Origin of the sequence: Paractinoplanes deccanensis (assembly GCF_016862115.1) — a bacterium.
Classification (GTDB): Bacteria; Actinomycetota; Actinomycetes; order Mycobacteriales; family Micromonosporaceae; genus Actinoplanes; species Actinoplanes deccanensis.
On record NZ_BOMI01000013.1, the window covers coordinates 60,277 to 76,799 of the forward strand.

A 16,523-nucleotide genomic window follows, 5' to 3' on the forward strand; every position below is an offset into this window, starting at 1 on the left:
GCCGGCCCTCAGGCCGGGTCGACGACGATGACCGTGATGCGGGCCGGGCGGCGGCTCAGGCGGTAGCGGATCACGCCGAAGCGGCCCGTCAACCAATACTTGCGGCCCAGGACCTTGGCGAAGTGGTCGCGCTCGGCGTCGTCGGCGATGCGGGCTCGGCCCTCGACCGTGGGGCCCTGCAGGTTGCCGCGGAAGTCGCAGGGGGCCACGGTGACGTGGGGGTTGTTGCGGACCCGCTTGACCTTCCACGAGTCGGTGGTGGTCCAGAACGCCACCCCGGAGCCGGCGGGCAGCACCCAGAGGGGCGTCGCGACACCCCGCCCGTCCTTGCGGAACGTGGTGAGCGACGCGTACTTCGCCGAACCGATCTCCTGGAGCGACATGATCCCACCGTAGCCGCCGCGGCGATCACCGGCTCAGCAGGCGGGCCAGCGCGTCGACGGCCGGGGTGTCGCCGGGCTCGGTGTCGAGGTCGCGCCCGAGCCATGCGGTGAGCTGGGGGAGGACGGAGGGCATGACCGCCACGGTCGCGGGGCTCTCCCTCGTGCTGTCCCGGCCCGCGGGCATGCGGCACCAGTTCCACCAGAGGTCGTCGGCGCCGGCGTTGCGGGGATCGGCGCAGCGGTCATGGAAGTCGAGCAGCCGGCGGAACTCGTCGCCGCGCAGGCGGACCACGAGCGGGGCGGCGCGGGTGCCGAAGACCCGCGTCACGTCGAGGGCGGTGACGTCGCCGGCGCACAGGGCGCCCACCGCGCCGTCGAGGGGCGCCTGGGTGCCGTGCTTGCCCGGCGGGACCAGCGCCGCGTCCGCCCCGGTGGCCCGGCGCAGCGCGGTGGCGACGAGGTCGGGCAGGTAGTGGCGCGCGCCGGTGCGGGTGAGCCAGGTGTGGTCCAGCCGGGCCACCACTCGCGCCGCGGCCTCGTCCAGGGCCTCCACCGCCTCGGTGCGCGCCGCGGGGCGCTCCGGCGGGACGGGATACGAGCCGCGGACCACCGCGGACGCGGGGTCGTCGAGCAGGTCGGCGACCAGCACGGTCGAGGCGAACGCGAACGGGTGGGCGACCGGCACCCCGTCGACGGCACCCGCCCAGCCGGCGGGCGTGTGACCGCCGAGCACCAGATCGACCTGCGCAAGCCACGGCCGTACCAGAGCGGCCAGCCGGTCGGCCCGCGTGTGCACGGGCCGGTCGCCGTCCGCCGGCCACCACGCCACGCCGTCGTGCACCACCGCCACGACCCAGCGCGCACCGGCGGCGCGCAGCCCCCGGGCATGCGCCGTGACCCGTTCCGTCCCATCGTCGTACGGCCGGGGAGCCCCGGTGAACTCGTGGATCCAGGGGTTCGTCAACCCGATCACGCCGAGCCCTCCGGCCCCGGTGTCGATCAGCGCGCACGGCGCAAGGCCGGCGTCGGCGTTGGCGCACAGCAGCGGAAAGCCGGGCGGCGACGCGGGCAGCCCGTCGTCGAAGTCGTGGTTGCCGGCGGCCGCGGCGTCGATGGGCAGGCCCGTCACCTCGTCCCACGGCCGCCGGCCCAGAAGGGCCTCCACCGGGCCCACGGTCAGGTCGCCGGCGTCGAGCCACACCGTGGGCCGGCGCCGCCGTTCGCGGTCGAGCAGGGCGGCCACGCCGGCCGGCGTACCGCCGAGGCCGTGGCTGGTGGTCATCGGCACGAGGGCGAAACCCAGGTCGGTGGTGGCCAGCACGCGGACGGCGGTGCCGGGCACGGGCGGCGGCAAGGGGTCCATCGTCGCAGGCTAACGGGCCGTACGCTTCGACGATGGTGATCGATCGCGCCGGGCGGCGGGCGGGGTTCGCCGTCGTCGTGCTCGCGTACGGGCTGGCGGGCCTCGCGGCGTGGGGCGCCGCTGTGGCCGTCGGCGGTGCGCCTCCGCTGGTGGTCACGCTGGTGGCCGATCTCGCGGCGACCGTCGTGGTGTTCCTGGCCAGTGTGGTCGTGGCGAACGCGAGCCTCTACGACCCGTACTGGAGTGTCGCGCCGCCGGTGATCGTGGTGGCCTGGGTCGTGTGGCAGGGCGGGCTGACCGGGCGGCAGGTCGCGCTGCTGGTGGTCGTGTTCGCGTGGGCGGTGCGGCTGACCGCGAACTGGGCGGTCTCCTGGCGGGGGCTGGCGCACGAGGACTGGCGGTACGTGCGATTGCGTGACCAGCGGCCGTCGTGGCTGCCGTTCTGGGTGGTGAGCCTGACCGGCATCCAGCTGATGCCGACGCTCGTGGTCTTCGCCGGCCTGCTGCCCGTCTGGCCGGCGGTGACGGTCACCGGCCGGCCGTGGGGTCTGCTGGACGCCGCCGCCGTCCTGGTCGGCCTCGGCGCCGTCGTCATCGAGGGGGTCGCCGACCGGCAGATGCGCCGCTTCACGCGCGACCCCGCCAACCACGGCCGGGTGAACGACCGGGGCCTGTGGCGCTGTTCGCGCCATCCCAACTACCTCGGCGAGATCACCTTCTGGTGGGCGATGTGGCTGTTCGCCCTGGCCGCCGCGCCGAACTGGTGGTGGACGGTCGCCGGCCCGGCCGTCATGGTGCTGCTCTTCGTCTTCGTCAGCGTCCCGTTGATGGACCGCCGGTCGCTGGAGCGCCGTCCGGGCTACGCCGGCTACATGCGCCGCGTGCCGCCCCTGCTGCCGTTTCCGGTGCGCCCCGGGGCGTGACACCCCGCAACCGGCGGTTGCTCTTCCCGGCGAACGTGGCGCCCGAGGTGGCGCGGCAGTGGCAGGCGCGGAACAGCCTGGTCACCACCGCGCCCACCGAAGCCACCGCGCCCACCGTGGGCGCGTGACTCACCGGCCGGTCTCGGTCGGCGTCTCGATCGGCTTGGCGTCGCTCGTGATGCCGAGGCCGTGCAGGGCCGGGGACGTCCCGGCCCGGCCGCGGGTCAGCTCGACGCGGTACTGCGCGTAGCGGGAGCCGCCCACGACCCGGTCGCCCTGGCCCACCTGCTTCCAGGCGGTCCAGCCGGCGCCCGGCGCCGAGGTGCTGCCGGTGCGGACCCACACCCGCACGCTCGCGCCGGCGGGCACGGTCGCCTGGTAGGAGAGCCGGTCCCAGGTGACCATCTGGCCGGCGTCGAGCACCCGGGACACCATGCTTCCGCTGCGGGCGCCGGTGGCCAGCCGTACGCCGTCGGCGGCGACCGTGGTGCCGTTCGCCCTGCCGGTGCGCAGCGCGGGCACCGTGTGGTCGGCCACCCCGGCGGCGGTGGAGACGAAGGTGCCCGCCGGCGACACGGTCACGTTGCCGGAGCGGTCGGTGACCCGTACCCGGAAGTGATGGGTGGTCTGCGGATCGAGGCCGGTCACCGTGGCGGTGTGCTGCCGGCCGGTCAGGTCGGCGGGCCAGTCCTGGCCGTCCACCTCCAGCGTCGTGGCGGCCGGCTCGTTCGTGCTCCACGAGACCGTCGCCGTGCCGTCCGGGCGGGCCACGACGGCGATGTCCGAGACGGCCGGCGCGACGGAGTCCGGAGCGGGCGTGGCCTGCCGCTGCTGGGGCGCGGCAGCGGGTGCGGCGGTCGCGTAGGTGGCCACGTGGGCGCCCGGCGCGGCGGTGAACATCGCGTACTCCACCCCCTTGATCGTCGTACGGGTGAACGGCACCGCCGTGCCCGCACGGGTCAGCGTGGTCAGGGCGCGGCCGTCCGAGCCGAGGGTGGGCACCATGCCGGTGAGCCCGTTCGCGCCGGTGCCGACGTTCACCGTGAACGACAGCGTGCCGTTCGACCACCAGATGTTCGAGTACGACGACGCGTTGCGGCCGTCGAGCCAGGTGAGCAGCTGCTTCGCCGTGATCAGCGGGACGCCGCGGGCCCGGGCCGAGGCGAGGATCTGGTCGCTGTCGTACGTGGTGGCGCTGTCGGTGTGCATGTTCGCGGTGAACGCGCCGTAGTAGCCCTCCGGACCGAGCGCCCGGTCGAGCAGCGTGTTCACGGTGAACGGGTAACTCTGGCCGGACTCGTCGGTCATCTGCGTGGCCGCCTGGTAGACGTCGATGAGCCCGCCGGTCTTGGGGGAGAAGCGCATCGGCATGCCGGAGCCGGTCATGAAGCCGGGCCGGTTCGTGACCCAGGAGCCGGGCCAGTAGTAGTAGTTGGTGTCGAGCCGGATCCCGTTCGCCGCCTCGACCGTCGCCTGCGAGGACCAGTCCGACCAGACGATGCAGTGGGTGCGGTTGGTGACCGGGCCGGGCACGGCGCTGTACTTCGCCCGCCAGGAGGCGAGCTGGTCGGTGTAGAAGCCGCTCAGCGTGCTCGGGGTGTAGTCGCCGCAGCTGGTGCTGACGTGCAGGCCGACCTCGAAGCCCCGGGATTGGTACGCCGACGCCTGCCCGCCGGTCAGCGGGGTGTTCGGATAGATGTACGACGTGAAGCGGGCGCACTGCCAGTCGTCGACCGCGCAATTGGCGGGGCTGTTCGCCGCGTACTGGTCGAATCGTCCCGCCGTGCCGCCGTGCGCATGGTCGTCGCCGGTGGCCACGACGACCGCCTTGAGGCTGCGCGGGAAGTACCAGAACTTCGGCAGCGGCGCGCGGTCCAGGTTCATCGCGCCGATCAGGTTGGCCAGCAGCCGCTGCTGCTCGTCGGCCTGCGGGACGGCGGCCTTCGCCAGGTCGACCCAGTCGGTGGTGCCGGTGCCGCCGAAGTAGAGGTCGTCGGAGCGCCGCGGCGAGGATCCGTCGCGTTCCTGGCCGTCCCACGCCGGGTTGCCCTGCCGGGTGTAGACGAGCGACTGCGGCAGGTCGAAGCTGAACGCCGCGGCCTGCCCGCCGCTGGTGCCGACGCTCGTGAGCGACACCGCCGGGTTGGTGGTGGCCGTGGTCGCGTTCGAGTAGAGCGTGGCGACCGCCCGGGCGCCGTTGAGCGTGTAGCGGTCGGCGGTGCCGTGATACTGGAGTGTCTGGTCGGTGATGCCCGTGCCGGGCGGTGCGGTCGTGTCGACGCGCAGGTATCCCTCGGCCAGGGTGCCGGTCGTGGCGGTGAGGCCGAGCAGGCCGGCCAGCTGCTTGTCCGGGCGCATGGCGATCAGGTTGCCGCCGCCGTCGACCCAGGCGGTGAACATGGCGACCTGGGCGGCGGTGAGCGGGGTCTGGCCGAGCAGCACCACGTCGTACTGGCCGAGCGTGGTGGCGGTGACCGTGGACAGCTCGGCGGTGGCGAACTCGTTGAGGCCCTCGGTGCGCAGCACCTCGGCGAGGAACGGGGTGAAGCCGGCCGTCGGCTTGACGACGAGCACCGGGCCGCCGGGGCCCTGGTCCGGCGGCGGCGGTGGCGGGGTGCCGGTGGTGAAGGTCCAGGTGACCGGCGTCATCACGTTGCCGGCGGCGTCGCGGGCGCCGCTCACCGAGACCGTGTACGCGGTGGAGTGGGCCAGCGTGGCCGACGGTGTGAAGGTGACCGTGGCGCTGCCCGGGTCGTACGCCGTGGTGCCCGCGACGGCGCCCGAGGGGCCGGTCAGCGACATGGCCGCGCCCGAGACCGGCTCGTCGAAGGTGGCGGTGACGGCGGTGGTGGCCGCGACGCCGGAGGCGCCCGCCGACGGGGCACGCGCGGCCAGGCCGGGGGCCACGGTGTCGGTGGCGGAGGTGTTGTAGACGACGTCGACCCAGTAGTTGGTCGACTGGTAGCTGGCGGTCGGGTAGGCGCTGGCCCCGTACCGGTAGACGCCGTTGCTTCCCGACGGTGCGGTCAGGGGACCGCGGGTGACCGTGGAGGCGAGCCCGTTCTGGGTGGCGGAGTAGAAGCCCGTGTCGGTGTGGTACGACGCCACGTACGTCGTGTTGGCCGTGATCGCGACCGGGTTGGGCAGTGTGGCGCTCTGCCAGCCGGTGGCGCTCTCGCCGGTGAAGGTGACCGTGGACAGGCGGGTGCCGGCGGTGTTCCAGAGCGAGCCGGTGTGCGTGCCGGTGTTGCCCGGGCCCTTGTAGAACCTGATCCCGGTGATGTAGCCGGCCGCGTTGGCCCGGAACTTGACGCCGACCTCAACGGCGCTGTTGTCGGCGACCGCGGCGGTGGCCGGCGTCGCGGTCGGCGGCCAGATGGTGCAGGGACAGCCCGTTCCCGTGCCCGTGGTGGTGGTGAACGACCACGTGTGCGCGGCCATCGTGTTGCCGGCGGTGTCCCTCGCGCCGCTGACCGTTGCGGTGTAGGCGGTGGATGTGGCGAGCGCGCTCGACGGCGTGAAGCTGACGGTACGGGTGGCCGCGTCGTACGCCGTCGTGCCGGCCACGGCCGTGCTGCCGGCCCGCAACGCGAGCGCGGCCGTGCCCGCCTGAAGCGGCTCGTTGAGCGTGGCGCTCACCGTCGCCGTGGTGGCCACGCCGGTGGCGCCCGGCTCCGGGTTGGTGCCGGTGACCGTCGGCGGCGTCGTGTCGGCCGCGCTGGTGTCGAAGACGACGTCGACCCAGTAGTTCGCGGACTGCCACGTGTTGGTGGGGAAGCCGCCGCCCGTGCCGTACCGGTAGACGCCGTTGGCCCCGTCCTCCCCGTCGCGCAGGGCGCGCAGCGGGGCGTTGTCGGCACCGGCCGACGCGAACGCGCCGTCGTCGCTGGCGTAGCGGCCGTTCGGCGCGTAGTAGGACGCCACGTACGTGGTGTTGGCGCTGATCGCGATCGGGGCCGCGAAGGTGGCGGTCTGCCAGCCGGACGCGGTCTCGCCGGTGAAGGTGACGGTGCCGAGGTTCGTGCCGGTCGCGCTCCACAAATGGCCGACGTGCGTCCCCGTGTTGGCGGTGCCCTTGTAGAAGCGCACCCCGGTCACGAAGCCGTCGGTGTCGGCGCGGAACTTCACGCCGACCTCGACGGCCGCCGTGTCGGAGTCGGAGGGGACGGCCGGCGCCGCCGAGGCGGGCCAGATGGTGCACGGGCAGGTGGCCGCCTGTGCCGCCTGCGGCACGGCGAGGAGGGCGGCCACGAGGGCCAGGACGATCGCGAGCTTTCTCATCGTGCACTCCTCAGGAGGCCGCGGTGAAGACGACGTCGACCCAGTAGTTGGCCGACTGCCATGTGTTGGTGGGGAAGACCCCGCCCGTGCCGTACCGGTAGACGCCGTTGGCGCCGTCGACGCCGTTGCGCAGCGCGTGCAGCGGGCCGTTGTCGACACCGGTGGTGGCGAAGTAGCCGGTGTCGGCGGCGTAGTGGCCGTTCGGCGCGTGGTAGGAGACGACGTAGGTGGTGTTCGCGGCGATCGTCACGGGCGTGGCGAGGGTCGCGGTCTGCCAGCCGGACGCGGTCTCGCCGGTGAAGGTGACGGTGCCGAGCAGGGTGCCGGTCGAGGTCCACAGCCGGCCGATGTGCGTGCCGGTGTTGCCGCTGCCCTTGTAGAAGCGGACGCCGGTGACCTGACCGGCGACGTCGGAGCGGAACCGCATGCCGAGCTCGACCGCCGCGGTCTCCGGGTCGGCCGGGGTGCCCGGGACGGCGGTGCCGGGCCAGACCGAATACGTGCCGGTCGGCGGTGGGGTGTTCGCCGCGGTGGTGAACGACCAGGAGGTGGGGGCCATCGTGTTGCCGGCGGCGTCCCGGGCGCCGCTGACGGTCACGGTGTAGGCGGTGCTCGGGGCGAGCGCCGCGCTCGGCGTGAAGGTCGCGGTGCTCGCGGCCGCGTCGTACGCCGTCGATCCGGCGACCGTGCCCGACGGCCCGGCCATCGCGACGACGGCGCCGGAGACCGGCTCGCTGAAGGCGGCGGAGGCCGTGGCCGACGTGGCGACGCCGGTGGCGCCGGAGGCGGGGCTGCGCGTGGTGACGGTCGGCGGCGTGGTGTCGGGCGCGCCGCCGCCCGGGTTGAAGACCACGTCGACGTAGTAGTTGGCGCTCTGCCACGCCACGGTCGGGAAGCCCGAGCCGTAGCGGTAGACACCGTTGACGCCGTCCTCGCCGTCGCGCAGCGCGTGCAGCGGGGCGTTGGAGTAGCGCTGGGACGCGAAGTAGTTGGTGTCGCCGGCGTAGTGACCGTTCGGCGCGTAGTAGGACACGACATAGGTGGTGTTCGGGCTCAGCGTCACCGGCGTGGAGAGGTTCGCCTGCTGCCAGCCGGACGCCGACTCGCCGCTGAAGGTGACCGACGCCAGCTGGGTGCCGGTGTTCGTCCACAGGCGCCCGACGTGGGTGCCGGTGTTGGTGCTGCTCTTGTAGAAGCGGATCGCGGTGACCTGCCCCGCGACGTCGGTGCGGAAGCGGGTGCCGACCTCGGTGCCGGTGCCGTCCGGGTCGGCCGGGGTGGCCGGGACGACGCCGGCGGCCCAGATGGTGCACGGGCAGGTGCGCGCGCCGACGGTGACCGTGCGGGTCGCGTCGGCGCCGACGTTGCCGCTGTCGTCGGTCGCCCGCACCCGGATCGTGGGCGTTCCCGTGCTGCCGGGCCGCCAGGTGTACGACCAGGTGGCGCGCCCGGTGGCCGGGTGCCAGGTGGATCCGTTGTCGGTGGAGACCTCGACGCCGCCGACCACGCCGCCGCCGGTGTCGGCCGCGGTGCCCGAGATGACGGTCGGCGAGCCCGCCGGCACGGTCGCGCCGGCGGCCGGGGCGGTGATGGTCGCCGACGGGCCGGTGGTGTCGGTGGAGGCGGTGGCCGCGGTCAGTCCGGCCTGGAGGGTGCCGGGCTGCACGCCCATGTCGGCGAGCAGGTTGACCGTGGCCTGCCGCATCGGGGTGCTGGCCGCGCCGGAGCCGCGGTCGTGGTTGCTGTCCAGGCCCCATGACCACTGCACGGTGCCGGCGCCGAAGACCAGCGCCCCGCTCGGCGCGCGGTAGAGCGTCAGGTTGTGCGTGGCGCTGCCGGTCGCGTACGTCGATCCGTAGTCCTGCAACACGTCGAGCCCGGACGCCGTGGTCGTGGAGAGCTTGATGAGGCCGCGCGGGCGGAAGCCGTTGTCGGCGTCCTCGTCCCACTCGTAGCCGACGGTGCCGCTGCCCAGCGTGGCGGTGGCGCCGGCGGCCTGGGTGGCGACCGTCGTGTCCCGCCAGAGCCGCATCTTGCCGTCCGCGGCGGGCACCTGGAGGCTCACCGTGCCGGCGTTCACCTTGAAGATCGTGCCGGTGAGCGCGTTCTCCGGCCGGTTGCCGTCGGCCGGCGGGCTGAACCGCGGGTCGCGCCACGTGCCGGTCCAGGCCGCCGTCGGGTCGATCTTGTCGTTCGCGTGCGTCTCCTTGTAGCAGACCATGGTCCGGTACGAGCTCTCCCAGCGCGTCTTCCAGAACACCTCGTTGCCGCTGAGGAAGGCCAGGTGCACGCCGGCGTCGCGGGCCGCCTCCACGTTGGCCCGCTGCTGGCCCGACCAGTACTCGTCGTGGCCCACCGAGAGGAAGGCCCGGTGGTTGCGCAGCAGCGCGCCGTTGCGGTCGGCGTCGACGCCCGCGATGTAGCTGACGTCGTAGCCGTTGGCCTCCAGCCAGCGCACCATCGGGTATTCGGCGTTGTAGACGTAGTCCTCGGCGCCGGTCCCGCGCGTGGTGATCGGCCGGTTGTAGCTGACCTTGTACGCGCGCCCGGCCGGCGACCCGACGTACAGGCTGTTGCCGCCGTACTGGTTGTAGGCCTGCCACGTCGAGTCGGACGTCTGGAACACGATGCCGGAGCGGCTCGCGTCGTCGCGTACGACGAAGTGGATGTGACTCGCCCCCGACGTGCCGTCGGTGCGCACGAGCCGGGCGAAGTAGATGCCCGAGACGGCGTTGGAGGGCACCGGCCACGACGCCGAGACCGCCCAGTTGCCGCAGTCGACGAGCCCGGTGGCGGCCTGGGTCATGCAGTCCGGCTGGTTCTGCCGGCCCACCGGGTTGACCGAGGTGATGAGCCGCGCGCCGTTCCCGCCGTAGTAGCCCATGCGGTAGATGTCGACCCGGTACGACGCGGCCGAAGAGTCGATCTTGAACTGGACCGTTTCGCCCACGTTCACGCTGATGTCGGTGCTGAAGCCCTGAAGGGCCGCGCTGCCGTAGCCGGTGATGTCCCACGTGCTGCGCGGCGTGCCCGGCTTCGTGTTCTCACACGCGACCGGATTGACGAGCGGCGCGCAAGCGTCGGCGGCGGCCGGCCCCGCCTGCGCCACGGAGAGTCCCGCGACGACGAGGGCGGTGACAAGCAAGGTCCTGAGTGTACGCACGCGAATCGCCTCCACGCCGTTCGACCGTTGCGGCACAGCATGTGAATGCCTGCCCGCATGATCTGTCAGCCCGGCGACACCCCCGCCCGCTGTGGGCGAAGTGCGCAACTAGTCAGCCCGGTCAGCGGCGCGGCGCTGCCCCACCGGAAGCCGAAGACCCCCCGATCGACGGATCCCCCAGTGCACGGCCGAGTGCTTCCGCGGCCCGCGCGGCGAGCGAGGCGACCAGCCCCTCCGCCGACGGCAGGTCCCGGACGAGGTCGACACCCTCACCGGCCCAGACGGGCTGCGGCGGGATGACACCACGCGCCAGATCGTCGTCGTAGTCCCGCCGCGCACGCGGGTCGGTGGCCGCCTCGCCCTCCCGGCCCTGCCACCGATCCAGGTGCGGATGCCCGAGCGTGCGAGCGGTGTACTCCGACGGCCACCGCGACCCGCGCACGACGTCGAGCAGGGTGCTGCGCTCGGTGTCCGCACCACGCCCGCCGACGATGGCCCGGACGATCGCCGGGTCGGCCAGGCTCTCGGCGGTCGCCTGAAAGCGCGTGCCGATCAGAGCCCCGGCCGCGCCGAGGGCCAGCGCGGCGGCCAGCCCCCGCCCGTCGGCGATGCCCCCGGCCGCCAGCACGGGCACGGACCCCGCGAGATCGACCACGACCGGCACGAAGGGCAGCGTCGACCGCCCCCGCGAAGCACCGTGCCCGCCCGCCTCGGTGCCCTGCGCCACGATCACGTCGGCGCCCAGATCCACCGCCCGCCGAGCCTCGTCCACGCTGGTCACCTGAAGCATCAGGGCGGCACCGCCACGGCGGACGTCATCGGCGTACGGCGTGGGGTCACCGAACGAGAGCATCACCGCGCGAGGGCCGTGCTCGAGCGCCCGGCCCAGCACGGCCCGGTCGATCGCCCACGTCAGAAAGCCGACGCCCCAGGGCCGATCGGTGGCCGCGGTGAGGAGGGCCACCTCACGCGTCAGCCACGCGGGGTCACCGTCCCCGGAGCCGAGCAGCCCGAGCCCGCCACCCCGCGAGACGGCCGCGGCGAGGGCGCCACCCGCCGTGCCACCCATGGGCGCCAGAGCGACCGGATGCCGCAACCCGAACATCTCGGTGAACGCCGTCGTCAGCCCCATGGCCTCCGATCAAACCAGTTGCGGCCCCACGCCGGGACCCCGTTGGCCGCTCTTGACCTCGTATGGATCAAGTACGTGCCCTTTCCTTTCGGCGGGCTGGGCAAACTCCATCGCCGTCTGGGCCGTGGCGGCGTTCCTGCTCGCCTTCCTCGGCCGGTGGACGTTGCCGGTCGGCATTCTCGGCGCGATCGTCTGCCTGGTCCTGGCCGTGCCGAGCTACTACCTGGCCGCCACGCTGATCCAGGATGATGCCCTGGCGAACATGTACGACGCAACCGCGTGGATCTGGATGGGGTCGGGCGTGTTGGCCGGCACGGTCTTCGGTGCGGCGGGCGTCCTGGCGCGAACCGGGGGTCATCTTTGCGCAGCCGCCCTTGGTGAGCCGGTCCTGGCCCCAGCGCGGGCTCGCGCTGCTGCTCGCCCTTCCGCTGACCGCAGTGGGATACGTCCTGCTGTCACTCACGGGATTCCGCTGATCAGAGGCTTGGCTCGAATGAGGGCGTCTGCGACTAACAGGTTCCGTCGAAGCGCCGCCGCCGGTCGATGATCTCTTGCCGGTGGGTAGCAGCCCAGGCGGCGAGCATGGTGGCAGACTCCAGAAGCGTCGTGCCCAGCTGCGTCAGCGCGTATTCGACGCGCGGCGGGACGCTGGGGTGCACTGTGCGGGTGAGCAGGCCGTCACGCTCGAGCTGCCGCAGCGTGCGGGTGAGCATGCGCTGCGAGATGCCGGTGACGACACGGTGCAGTTCACTGAAGCGCAGGGTTCGGTCGCGGAGCTGGCCGATGACCAGGATCGTCCACTTGTCGCCGACCAGGGTGAGGATTTGCAGCACCTGCCGACATTCCTCATCCGCGGACGCGTGATCACCTGAGTCCGGCGACGGGAGCGTGATGTCGAGCTGTCGTCCGTCCGGTGCGGTGTCACCCAGGGGCGGCAAGGGGGTTACCTCCGTGTGCGTCACCGACATTGATGTGCCGTCTTGTCGCCGTATCGGCGGTGACCGATCATGTTGCTACGAACAAACAGTAACCGCCGGGCGCAAAGGTGCGGTGGGCCTGAAGGCAAACGGCTGCGGGCGGGAAGGATGTTGTGGTGCCGAAGACGCTGGTCATCGTCGGAGCCGGCCCGGGACTCGGGATGGGCGTGGCCCGCGCCTTCGGTGGCCACGGCTTCCGGGTCGGGTTGGTCGCCCGGAGCGAGGCAACCTTGGGCGGCATGGTGGACGAGCTGGCCGGGCTGGGCGTGGCCGCCGCCGCGTTCCCGGCCGACATCCGTGATCGCGACGCGCTTGCCGACGCTCTCTCGACGGCGGAAGATCGGCTCGGACCGATCGATGTCCTGGAATACAGCCCCAGTCCGACCGGGCCGATCACCGACGCCGCGCAGACCACGGTTGCCTCCGCTCTGGCGCAGTTCGAGCTGCACGTCCTGGGCGCGGTGACAGCGGTGGGACACCTGCTCCCGCAGATGCGAGATCGAGGAGCGGGAACGCTGCTGCTGACGACCGGCGTGTCTTCCGTGATCCCCGCGCCGTTCCTGGCCAACGTGGGACTGGCCATGGCCGGCCTGCGCAACTGGGCTCACACCCTGCACGCTGAACTGCGACCGCTTGGGATTCACGCGGCCACAATGACCATCGCCTCAGGCGTCATCCCGGGTGACAAAATCGCCGACCCGGACGTTATCGGTGCTCGCTACTACAACCTGTACCAACATCCACACCGCGCGGAGGAAGTGATCGGCGATCTGAACGCTTTCCGCGACCTGGTTGCCAAACTGGCCGTCGGCGCGGCTGATCACCGCTAGTGGCAGACGGCGAGTTCAGTCGCCGCCAACGAGAGAAGCCTGCCCGACCCATTGCAGCGGGTCTTGGCTCATCACAGTCCTGCCTCGAGAGCACCTTTCCTGGACCGACGCCGTCACGACGTCTCCCCGGGAAGGGCAGTACGGGGCGATGACGATCGTCGCAGACCAGCACGACTTCATCGTCGGCGTGGACACCCACGCCGCCTCCCATACCCTCGTCCTGATCGCCGCCGGCACCGGCGCGGTCAGTCAGCAGGCACAGTTCCCGGCCAGTCCAGCAAGGCTGCGCCGTGCCGTCGGCGGGATCCAACGCCACTCCCAGAACACGGCGCCGCTGATCGTCATCGACGGCGCCGGCCCCTACGGCGCCACCTTCACCGAGCAGCTCGTCGCGGCCGGTTGACCGTCGCGGAGGCACCCGAGATCCCGGCCGCCACCCGGCGTCGCCGCGGCAAGAACGACACCGTGGACGCCGTCGCGATGGCCCAGGCCGCTCGCAGCCTGGAGGTCGACCACCTGTGCCGGCCGCGGCAGGCCGGCGAGCGCACCGCCCTGCGGGTCCTGGCAGCGGCTCGCGAGCAGATGAGCGGCGAGCGCACTCAGGCGGTAAACGCGCTGACCGCGCTGCTGCGCACGGTCGATCTCGGTGTTGACGCCCGCCGTGCCTTGACCACGTACCCAGGGCGCGCGATGAGCGACGCAAGCAGCGAACGGTCATTCGGTGGATTCCCGACGGCGAAGTTGATCATGTCGCGACGCTGTGCGGACGTGCCGATGAGAGTGCGCGCGGTTGCGGCCCGGGTCTTTTGGAACAGACAGCTATCGTCACGAATGCGAGTCGAGTCCGTCCGCTCGTTTCCCTTGCGCGGGAGGGTAATGAAGCCGTTAGCACTCGGGCCTTACCCCCTGTGCCCATCCTGCAGGCTGATCAATGGCGGACTGATCGCAGTGAGTCACCGCCAGGTTCATCTCCGGGCACACGGCAAAGAGGCATGCGTGGACCGTGGCATCGCCGGGCTCCTTGCCTGCCTGTGGGCAGTCTGCGACACCCGTAGCTGCTGTGAGAACGACGGCGGGAAGGCATACGTGGTGCCTACTGCGGACACATGCGACGCGGCCGTGCGGATGCTGGCCGACCTCGGACTCGACCCGGAGGTCACCGACGGCGTTGTCTCTTTCCAAGAGCGGGGCACACTCCGGCTGGACAGCGTCGAGCACGTACGCCGCAGACTTCAAGGGCGGTCCGGCATCATGACGATCTGGCGCGTGAACGGCAGTGGTGTGTTCGAACGGTCCAGCCCGGTCGACGGATCGGGCGAGTGATATATGAGCGGTTACGACTGACGGTTGTGCAACGTCGACGCGCGCTTGCCTGCACGCCGCGATTCGGTCGGGCCGGAGACGCGACCGAAGGGTCGTCGCGGGCATGGTGCACTCGCCGGCGGGCTGTTGCTTCGGGCCGCGCTGCCTGAAGCCGCGGGGCTCGTATCCGTTTCCGCTCGGACGTCCGAAGTGATCGAATACTGCGGTGGCCGGGTGGGAGAAGAAACTGAAGGAACGTGAACAGCAGCAGCGTGCCGAGGTGCTGGCGCTGCCGGTCGTGCCAGTGCGCCGGCATGGTCAGCTGACGGCTGCCGACGACGAGGTGCTGCTGTCGGTATCGGTCGGCCCGGCGGGTGAAGCTGTCGCTCTGTGGTCCACGCCCGCCGATCGGGAGGCGTTGACATCGGTGACGGTACAGCCCGGGTGGGCGTCGTTCCCGGATCCGCGGGCGGCCCGGCCGGCCGAGGCTCGGATCACGGTGCAATCGTCCGGCCCGGTTCGGGTGGTGCGGATCGCGGAGATGCCGCTGGCGCACGCCACCGTCCAGCCGTTGCCGGACGGCCGTTTCCTGGTGGTCGCGGCGCGGTGCCGGTGGCGGCCGGAGGGTCCGGACCGCAACGCGCTCGTGTACGGCCCGGACGGCGCCGTGGTCGCCGAGTACACCTTCGGTGACGGCGTCGAGGACGTGTTCACTACGCCGTCCGGCGATGCCTGGGTCGGCTACTTCGACGAGGGCGTGTTCGGCAACTACGGCTGGGGCGGTCCCGGACCCGAGCCGTTGGGCTCTTGCGGGCTGACCCGCTTCGGCCTGGGTGGAGACCCGGACTGGCGGTTCTCCCCGGACGACACGGCGCCGATCGACGACTGCTACGCGCTCAATGTCGTTGGGGATACCGCTTGGGCGTGCTACTACTCCGACTTTCCGGTAGTGAAGGTCGAGGACGGTAAGGTGACCGTGTGGCGTAACGAGCTCGCCCACGGCGCCAGGAGTCTCGTCGTGGATGACCGTCGCGTGGGGATGGCCGGCGGCCATGGACCGAACCGGGATCGTCTGGTCGTCGGCGAACTGCGCGACAGCGACCTGCGCGACGCGGGCCGGTACCGGCTGGTGCTACCCGACGGCGAGCCCTTGCCGGATCATGTACGCCTGGTGGGACGCGGTCCGGACCTGCACGTCTTTCACGGTACCGACTGGTACCAACTGAGCCTGACGGACATCCCACCCGCGTAGAAGTGCCGCTTGGGCCGCTTCAATTCCGGAGGCCCGCGGTGCGAAGTGCACCGATCTGGCGATGAGGGCGATGTGGGCTACCCCGAGAGCGGCACCTCATAGATGATTTGTTGATGGCTGAGCAGGCATGGACCGCAGCCGAGCTGCGCGCCGAACTCGCGAGGTACCACCAAGAGCTCGTCGCGGCCGGCAACCACCGCCCGAGCACGATCGCAACCTACATTCAGCATCCTGAGCGGTTCATTGCATACCTTGAGGGCGAGTATGACCCGCGAAAGCCTCAGGGCCGAAACGCTCGGTAGCCGGGCGTCGAACGTACTCACCTAGCCGCAGAGCGAGCGCATCGGCTAGCAGCGGTCTGTAACGCTGCGTGATGCAGGCGGGGGAAGCTCGACGCGTGCTCGTGCCGACGAGAGGGCAGTAGACCAGGCTGATGTCCGCACCGTCCTATGCCGAATCGATCGAAGGGTCGGCCAGGTCGTCGATTGTGTTGTCGGTCAGCATGGCCAGATCGGTGGCACGGCCAGCGGTCCGGACGGCCTTGAGTGCTGCCACTGCCTCCGCCGCTGCGGTCATGAAGCGCGAGGACATCCAAGAGGTCGATACAGGACGACGATGCCGCCCTGAGCACCGCGATGTAAATGCGGGAAGCCCGACGGCGCCATCCTGCTCGTGTCGGGCACCATTTCGGCGTAGCCGGCGAATGAGTCGAAGCGGGCACGCGAAGACCCTCGCACGGCGGCTTTGTGAACAGCTTCCGATCCCGCGCCTCAACCCTGCCCCGCCTCGAAGCATTCGAGCGGTGCCCGGCATCGACCTGACTAGGTCTTCGTCCGGGCCGTTCGAGCCGTCCGAGCCGTCCGAGCCGGGCGGGCCGACCCGGCCGGCCTCCGCATCGCCCGGACCAGATCGACCAG

General features: G+C 71.8%; 14 protein-coding genes. 7 read left to right on the top strand and 7 right to left on the bottom strand.

Translation table 11 applies throughout. The features are described from left to right. Positions 1 to 8: 8 nt before the first annotated feature. Positions 9 to 383 (bottom strand): PPOX class F420-dependent oxidoreductase, encoded by a 375-nt coding sequence (locus Ade02nite_RS04410; protein ID WP_203760195.1) that lies wholly within the window; start codon positions 381 to 383, stop codon positions 9 to 11. Positions 384 to 408: 25 nt separating this feature from the next. After that, complete coding sequence (locus Ade02nite_RS04415) at positions 409 to 1,746, bottom strand: metallophosphoesterase (protein ID WP_203760196.1); 1,338 nt, start codon at positions 1,744 to 1,746, stop codon at positions 409 to 411. Between the two features lie 32 nt (positions 1,747 to 1,778). Here Ade02nite_RS04415 and Ade02nite_RS04420 point away from each other — a divergent pair, with 32 nt between their 5' ends. Both Ade02nite_RS04420 and Ade02nite_RS50205 read left to right on the top strand, forming a co-directional pair. Further along, positions 1,779 to 2,669, top strand: coding sequence for a DUF1295 domain-containing protein (locus Ade02nite_RS04420; protein ID WP_203760197.1), 891 nt, complete (start codon positions 1,779 to 1,781; stop codon positions 2,667 to 2,669). Next, positions 2,666 to 2,797 carry a hypothetical protein gene (locus Ade02nite_RS50205; protein ID WP_275409871.1) on the top strand — a complete coding sequence of 44 codons (132 nt, stop codon included), beginning with the start codon at positions 2,666 to 2,668 and terminating at the stop codon, positions 2,795 to 2,797. The genes Ade02nite_RS04420 and Ade02nite_RS50205 overlap by 4 nt, the downstream gene beginning before the upstream one ends. 1 nt (position 2,798) lies before the next feature. Here Ade02nite_RS50205 and Ade02nite_RS04425 read toward each other — a convergent pair whose 3' ends face one another. The 3 genes from Ade02nite_RS04425 to Ade02nite_RS04435 form a co-directional block, all read right to left on the bottom strand. Next, entirely contained in the window at positions 2,799 to 6,950 is a 4,152-nt protein-coding gene (locus tag Ade02nite_RS04425) for a DUF4082 domain-containing protein (protein ID WP_203760198.1), read from the bottom strand. Positions 6,951 to 6,960: 10 nt separating this feature from the next. Further along, positions 6,961 to 10,095, bottom strand: coding sequence for a N,N-dimethylformamidase beta subunit family domain-containing protein (locus tag Ade02nite_RS04430; RefSeq protein ID WP_203760199.1), 3,135 nt, complete (start codon positions 10,093 to 10,095; stop codon positions 6,961 to 6,963). A 139-nt stretch (positions 10,096 to 10,234) separates the two neighbouring features. Further along, positions 10,235 to 11,245 carry a nitronate monooxygenase gene (locus Ade02nite_RS04435; protein WP_203760200.1) on the bottom strand — a complete coding sequence of 337 codons (1,011 nt, stop codon included), beginning with the start codon at positions 11,243 to 11,245 and terminating at the stop codon, positions 10,235 to 10,237. Here Ade02nite_RS04435 and Ade02nite_RS49035 point away from each other — a divergent pair. Continuing rightward, positions 11,244 to 11,792 (top strand): DUF6518 family protein, encoded by a 549-nt coding sequence (locus Ade02nite_RS49035; RefSeq protein ID WP_239168513.1) that lies wholly within the window; start codon positions 11,244 to 11,246, stop codon positions 11,790 to 11,792. The two genes, Ade02nite_RS04435 and Ade02nite_RS49035, sit on opposite strands and share 2 nt — an antisense overlap. Here Ade02nite_RS49035 and Ade02nite_RS04440 read toward each other — a convergent pair. Further along, positions 11,755 to 12,078 (bottom strand): winged helix-turn-helix transcriptional regulator, encoded by a 324-nt coding sequence (locus tag Ade02nite_RS04440; protein ID WP_239168514.1) that lies wholly within the window; start codon positions 12,076 to 12,078, stop codon positions 11,755 to 11,757. The two genes, Ade02nite_RS49035 and Ade02nite_RS04440, sit on opposite strands and share 38 nt — an antisense overlap. Positions 12,079 to 12,338: 260 nt before the next feature. Here Ade02nite_RS04440 and Ade02nite_RS04445 point away from each other — a divergent pair, with 260 nt between their 5' ends. The 4 genes from Ade02nite_RS04445 to Ade02nite_RS04455 all read left to right on the top strand — a co-directional run bounded on the left by Ade02nite_RS04445 (position 12,339) and on the right by Ade02nite_RS04455 (position 15,606). Beyond that, on the top strand, positions 12,339 to 13,052 hold the full coding sequence (locus Ade02nite_RS04445) for an SDR family NAD(P)-dependent oxidoreductase (RefSeq protein ID WP_203760202.1): 714 nt from the start codon (positions 12,339 to 12,341) through the stop codon (positions 13,050 to 13,052). Positions 13,053 to 13,200: 148 nt separating this feature from the next. Further along, entirely contained in the window at positions 13,201 to 13,455 is a 255-nt protein-coding gene (locus Ade02nite_RS49040) for a hypothetical protein (protein ID WP_239168515.1), read from the top strand. Continuing rightward, a complete protein-coding gene (locus Ade02nite_RS49045) occupies positions 13,452 to 14,375 on the top strand; it encodes an IS110 family transposase (protein WP_239168516.1) in 924 nt (307 codons plus the stop codon). The genes Ade02nite_RS49040 and Ade02nite_RS49045 overlap by 4 nt, the downstream gene beginning before the upstream one ends. Before the next feature lie 205 nt (positions 14,376 to 14,580). Continuing rightward, entirely contained in the window at positions 14,581 to 15,606 is a 1,026-nt protein-coding gene (locus Ade02nite_RS04455) for a YxiH-YxzG fusion protein (protein ID WP_203760203.1), read from the top strand. A 447-nt stretch (positions 15,607 to 16,053) separates the two neighbouring features. Here Ade02nite_RS04455 and Ade02nite_RS04460 read toward each other — a convergent pair whose 3' ends face one another. Beyond that, complete coding sequence (locus tag Ade02nite_RS04460; protein ID WP_203760204.1) at positions 16,054 to 16,197, bottom strand: hypothetical protein; 144 nt, start codon at positions 16,195 to 16,197, stop codon at positions 16,054 to 16,056. Between the last annotated feature and the right edge of the window lie 326 nt (positions 16,198 to 16,523).

What these genes read in the sequence shown, in the direction of transcription:
- Ade02nite_RS49035 (WP_239168513.1), top strand. Translation starts at nt 11,244, where the DNA reads ATGGCCTCCGATCAAACCAGTTGCGGCCCCACGCCGGGACCCCGTTGG.
- Ade02nite_RS04425 (WP_203760198.1), bottom strand. Translation starts at nt 6,950, where the DNA reads ATGAGAAAGCTCGCGATCGTCCTGGCCCTCGTGGCCGCCCTCCTCGCC.
- Ade02nite_RS49040 (WP_239168515.1), top strand. Translation starts at nt 13,201, where the DNA reads ATGACGATCGTCGCAGACCAGCACGACTTCATCGTCGGCGTGGACACC.
- Ade02nite_RS04435 (WP_203760200.1), bottom strand. Translation starts at nt 11,245, where the DNA reads ATGGGGCTGACGACGGCGTTCACCGAGATGTTCGGGTTGCGGCATCCG.
- Ade02nite_RS04460 (WP_203760204.1), bottom strand. Translation starts at nt 16,197, where the DNA reads ATGTCCTCGCGCTTCATGACCGCAGCGGCGGAGGCAGTGGCAGCACTC.
- Ade02nite_RS04415 (WP_203760196.1), bottom strand. Translation starts at nt 1,746, where the DNA reads ATGGACCCCTTGCCGCCGCCCGTGCCCGGCACCGCCGTCCGCGTGCTG.
- Ade02nite_RS04420 (WP_203760197.1), top strand. Translation starts at nt 1,779, where the DNA reads ATGGTGATCGATCGCGCCGGGCGGCGGGCGGGGTTCGCCGTCGTCGTG.
- Ade02nite_RS04410 (WP_203760195.1), bottom strand. Translation starts at nt 383, where the DNA reads ATGTCGCTCCAGGAGATCGGTTCGGCGAAGTACGCGTCGCTCACCACG.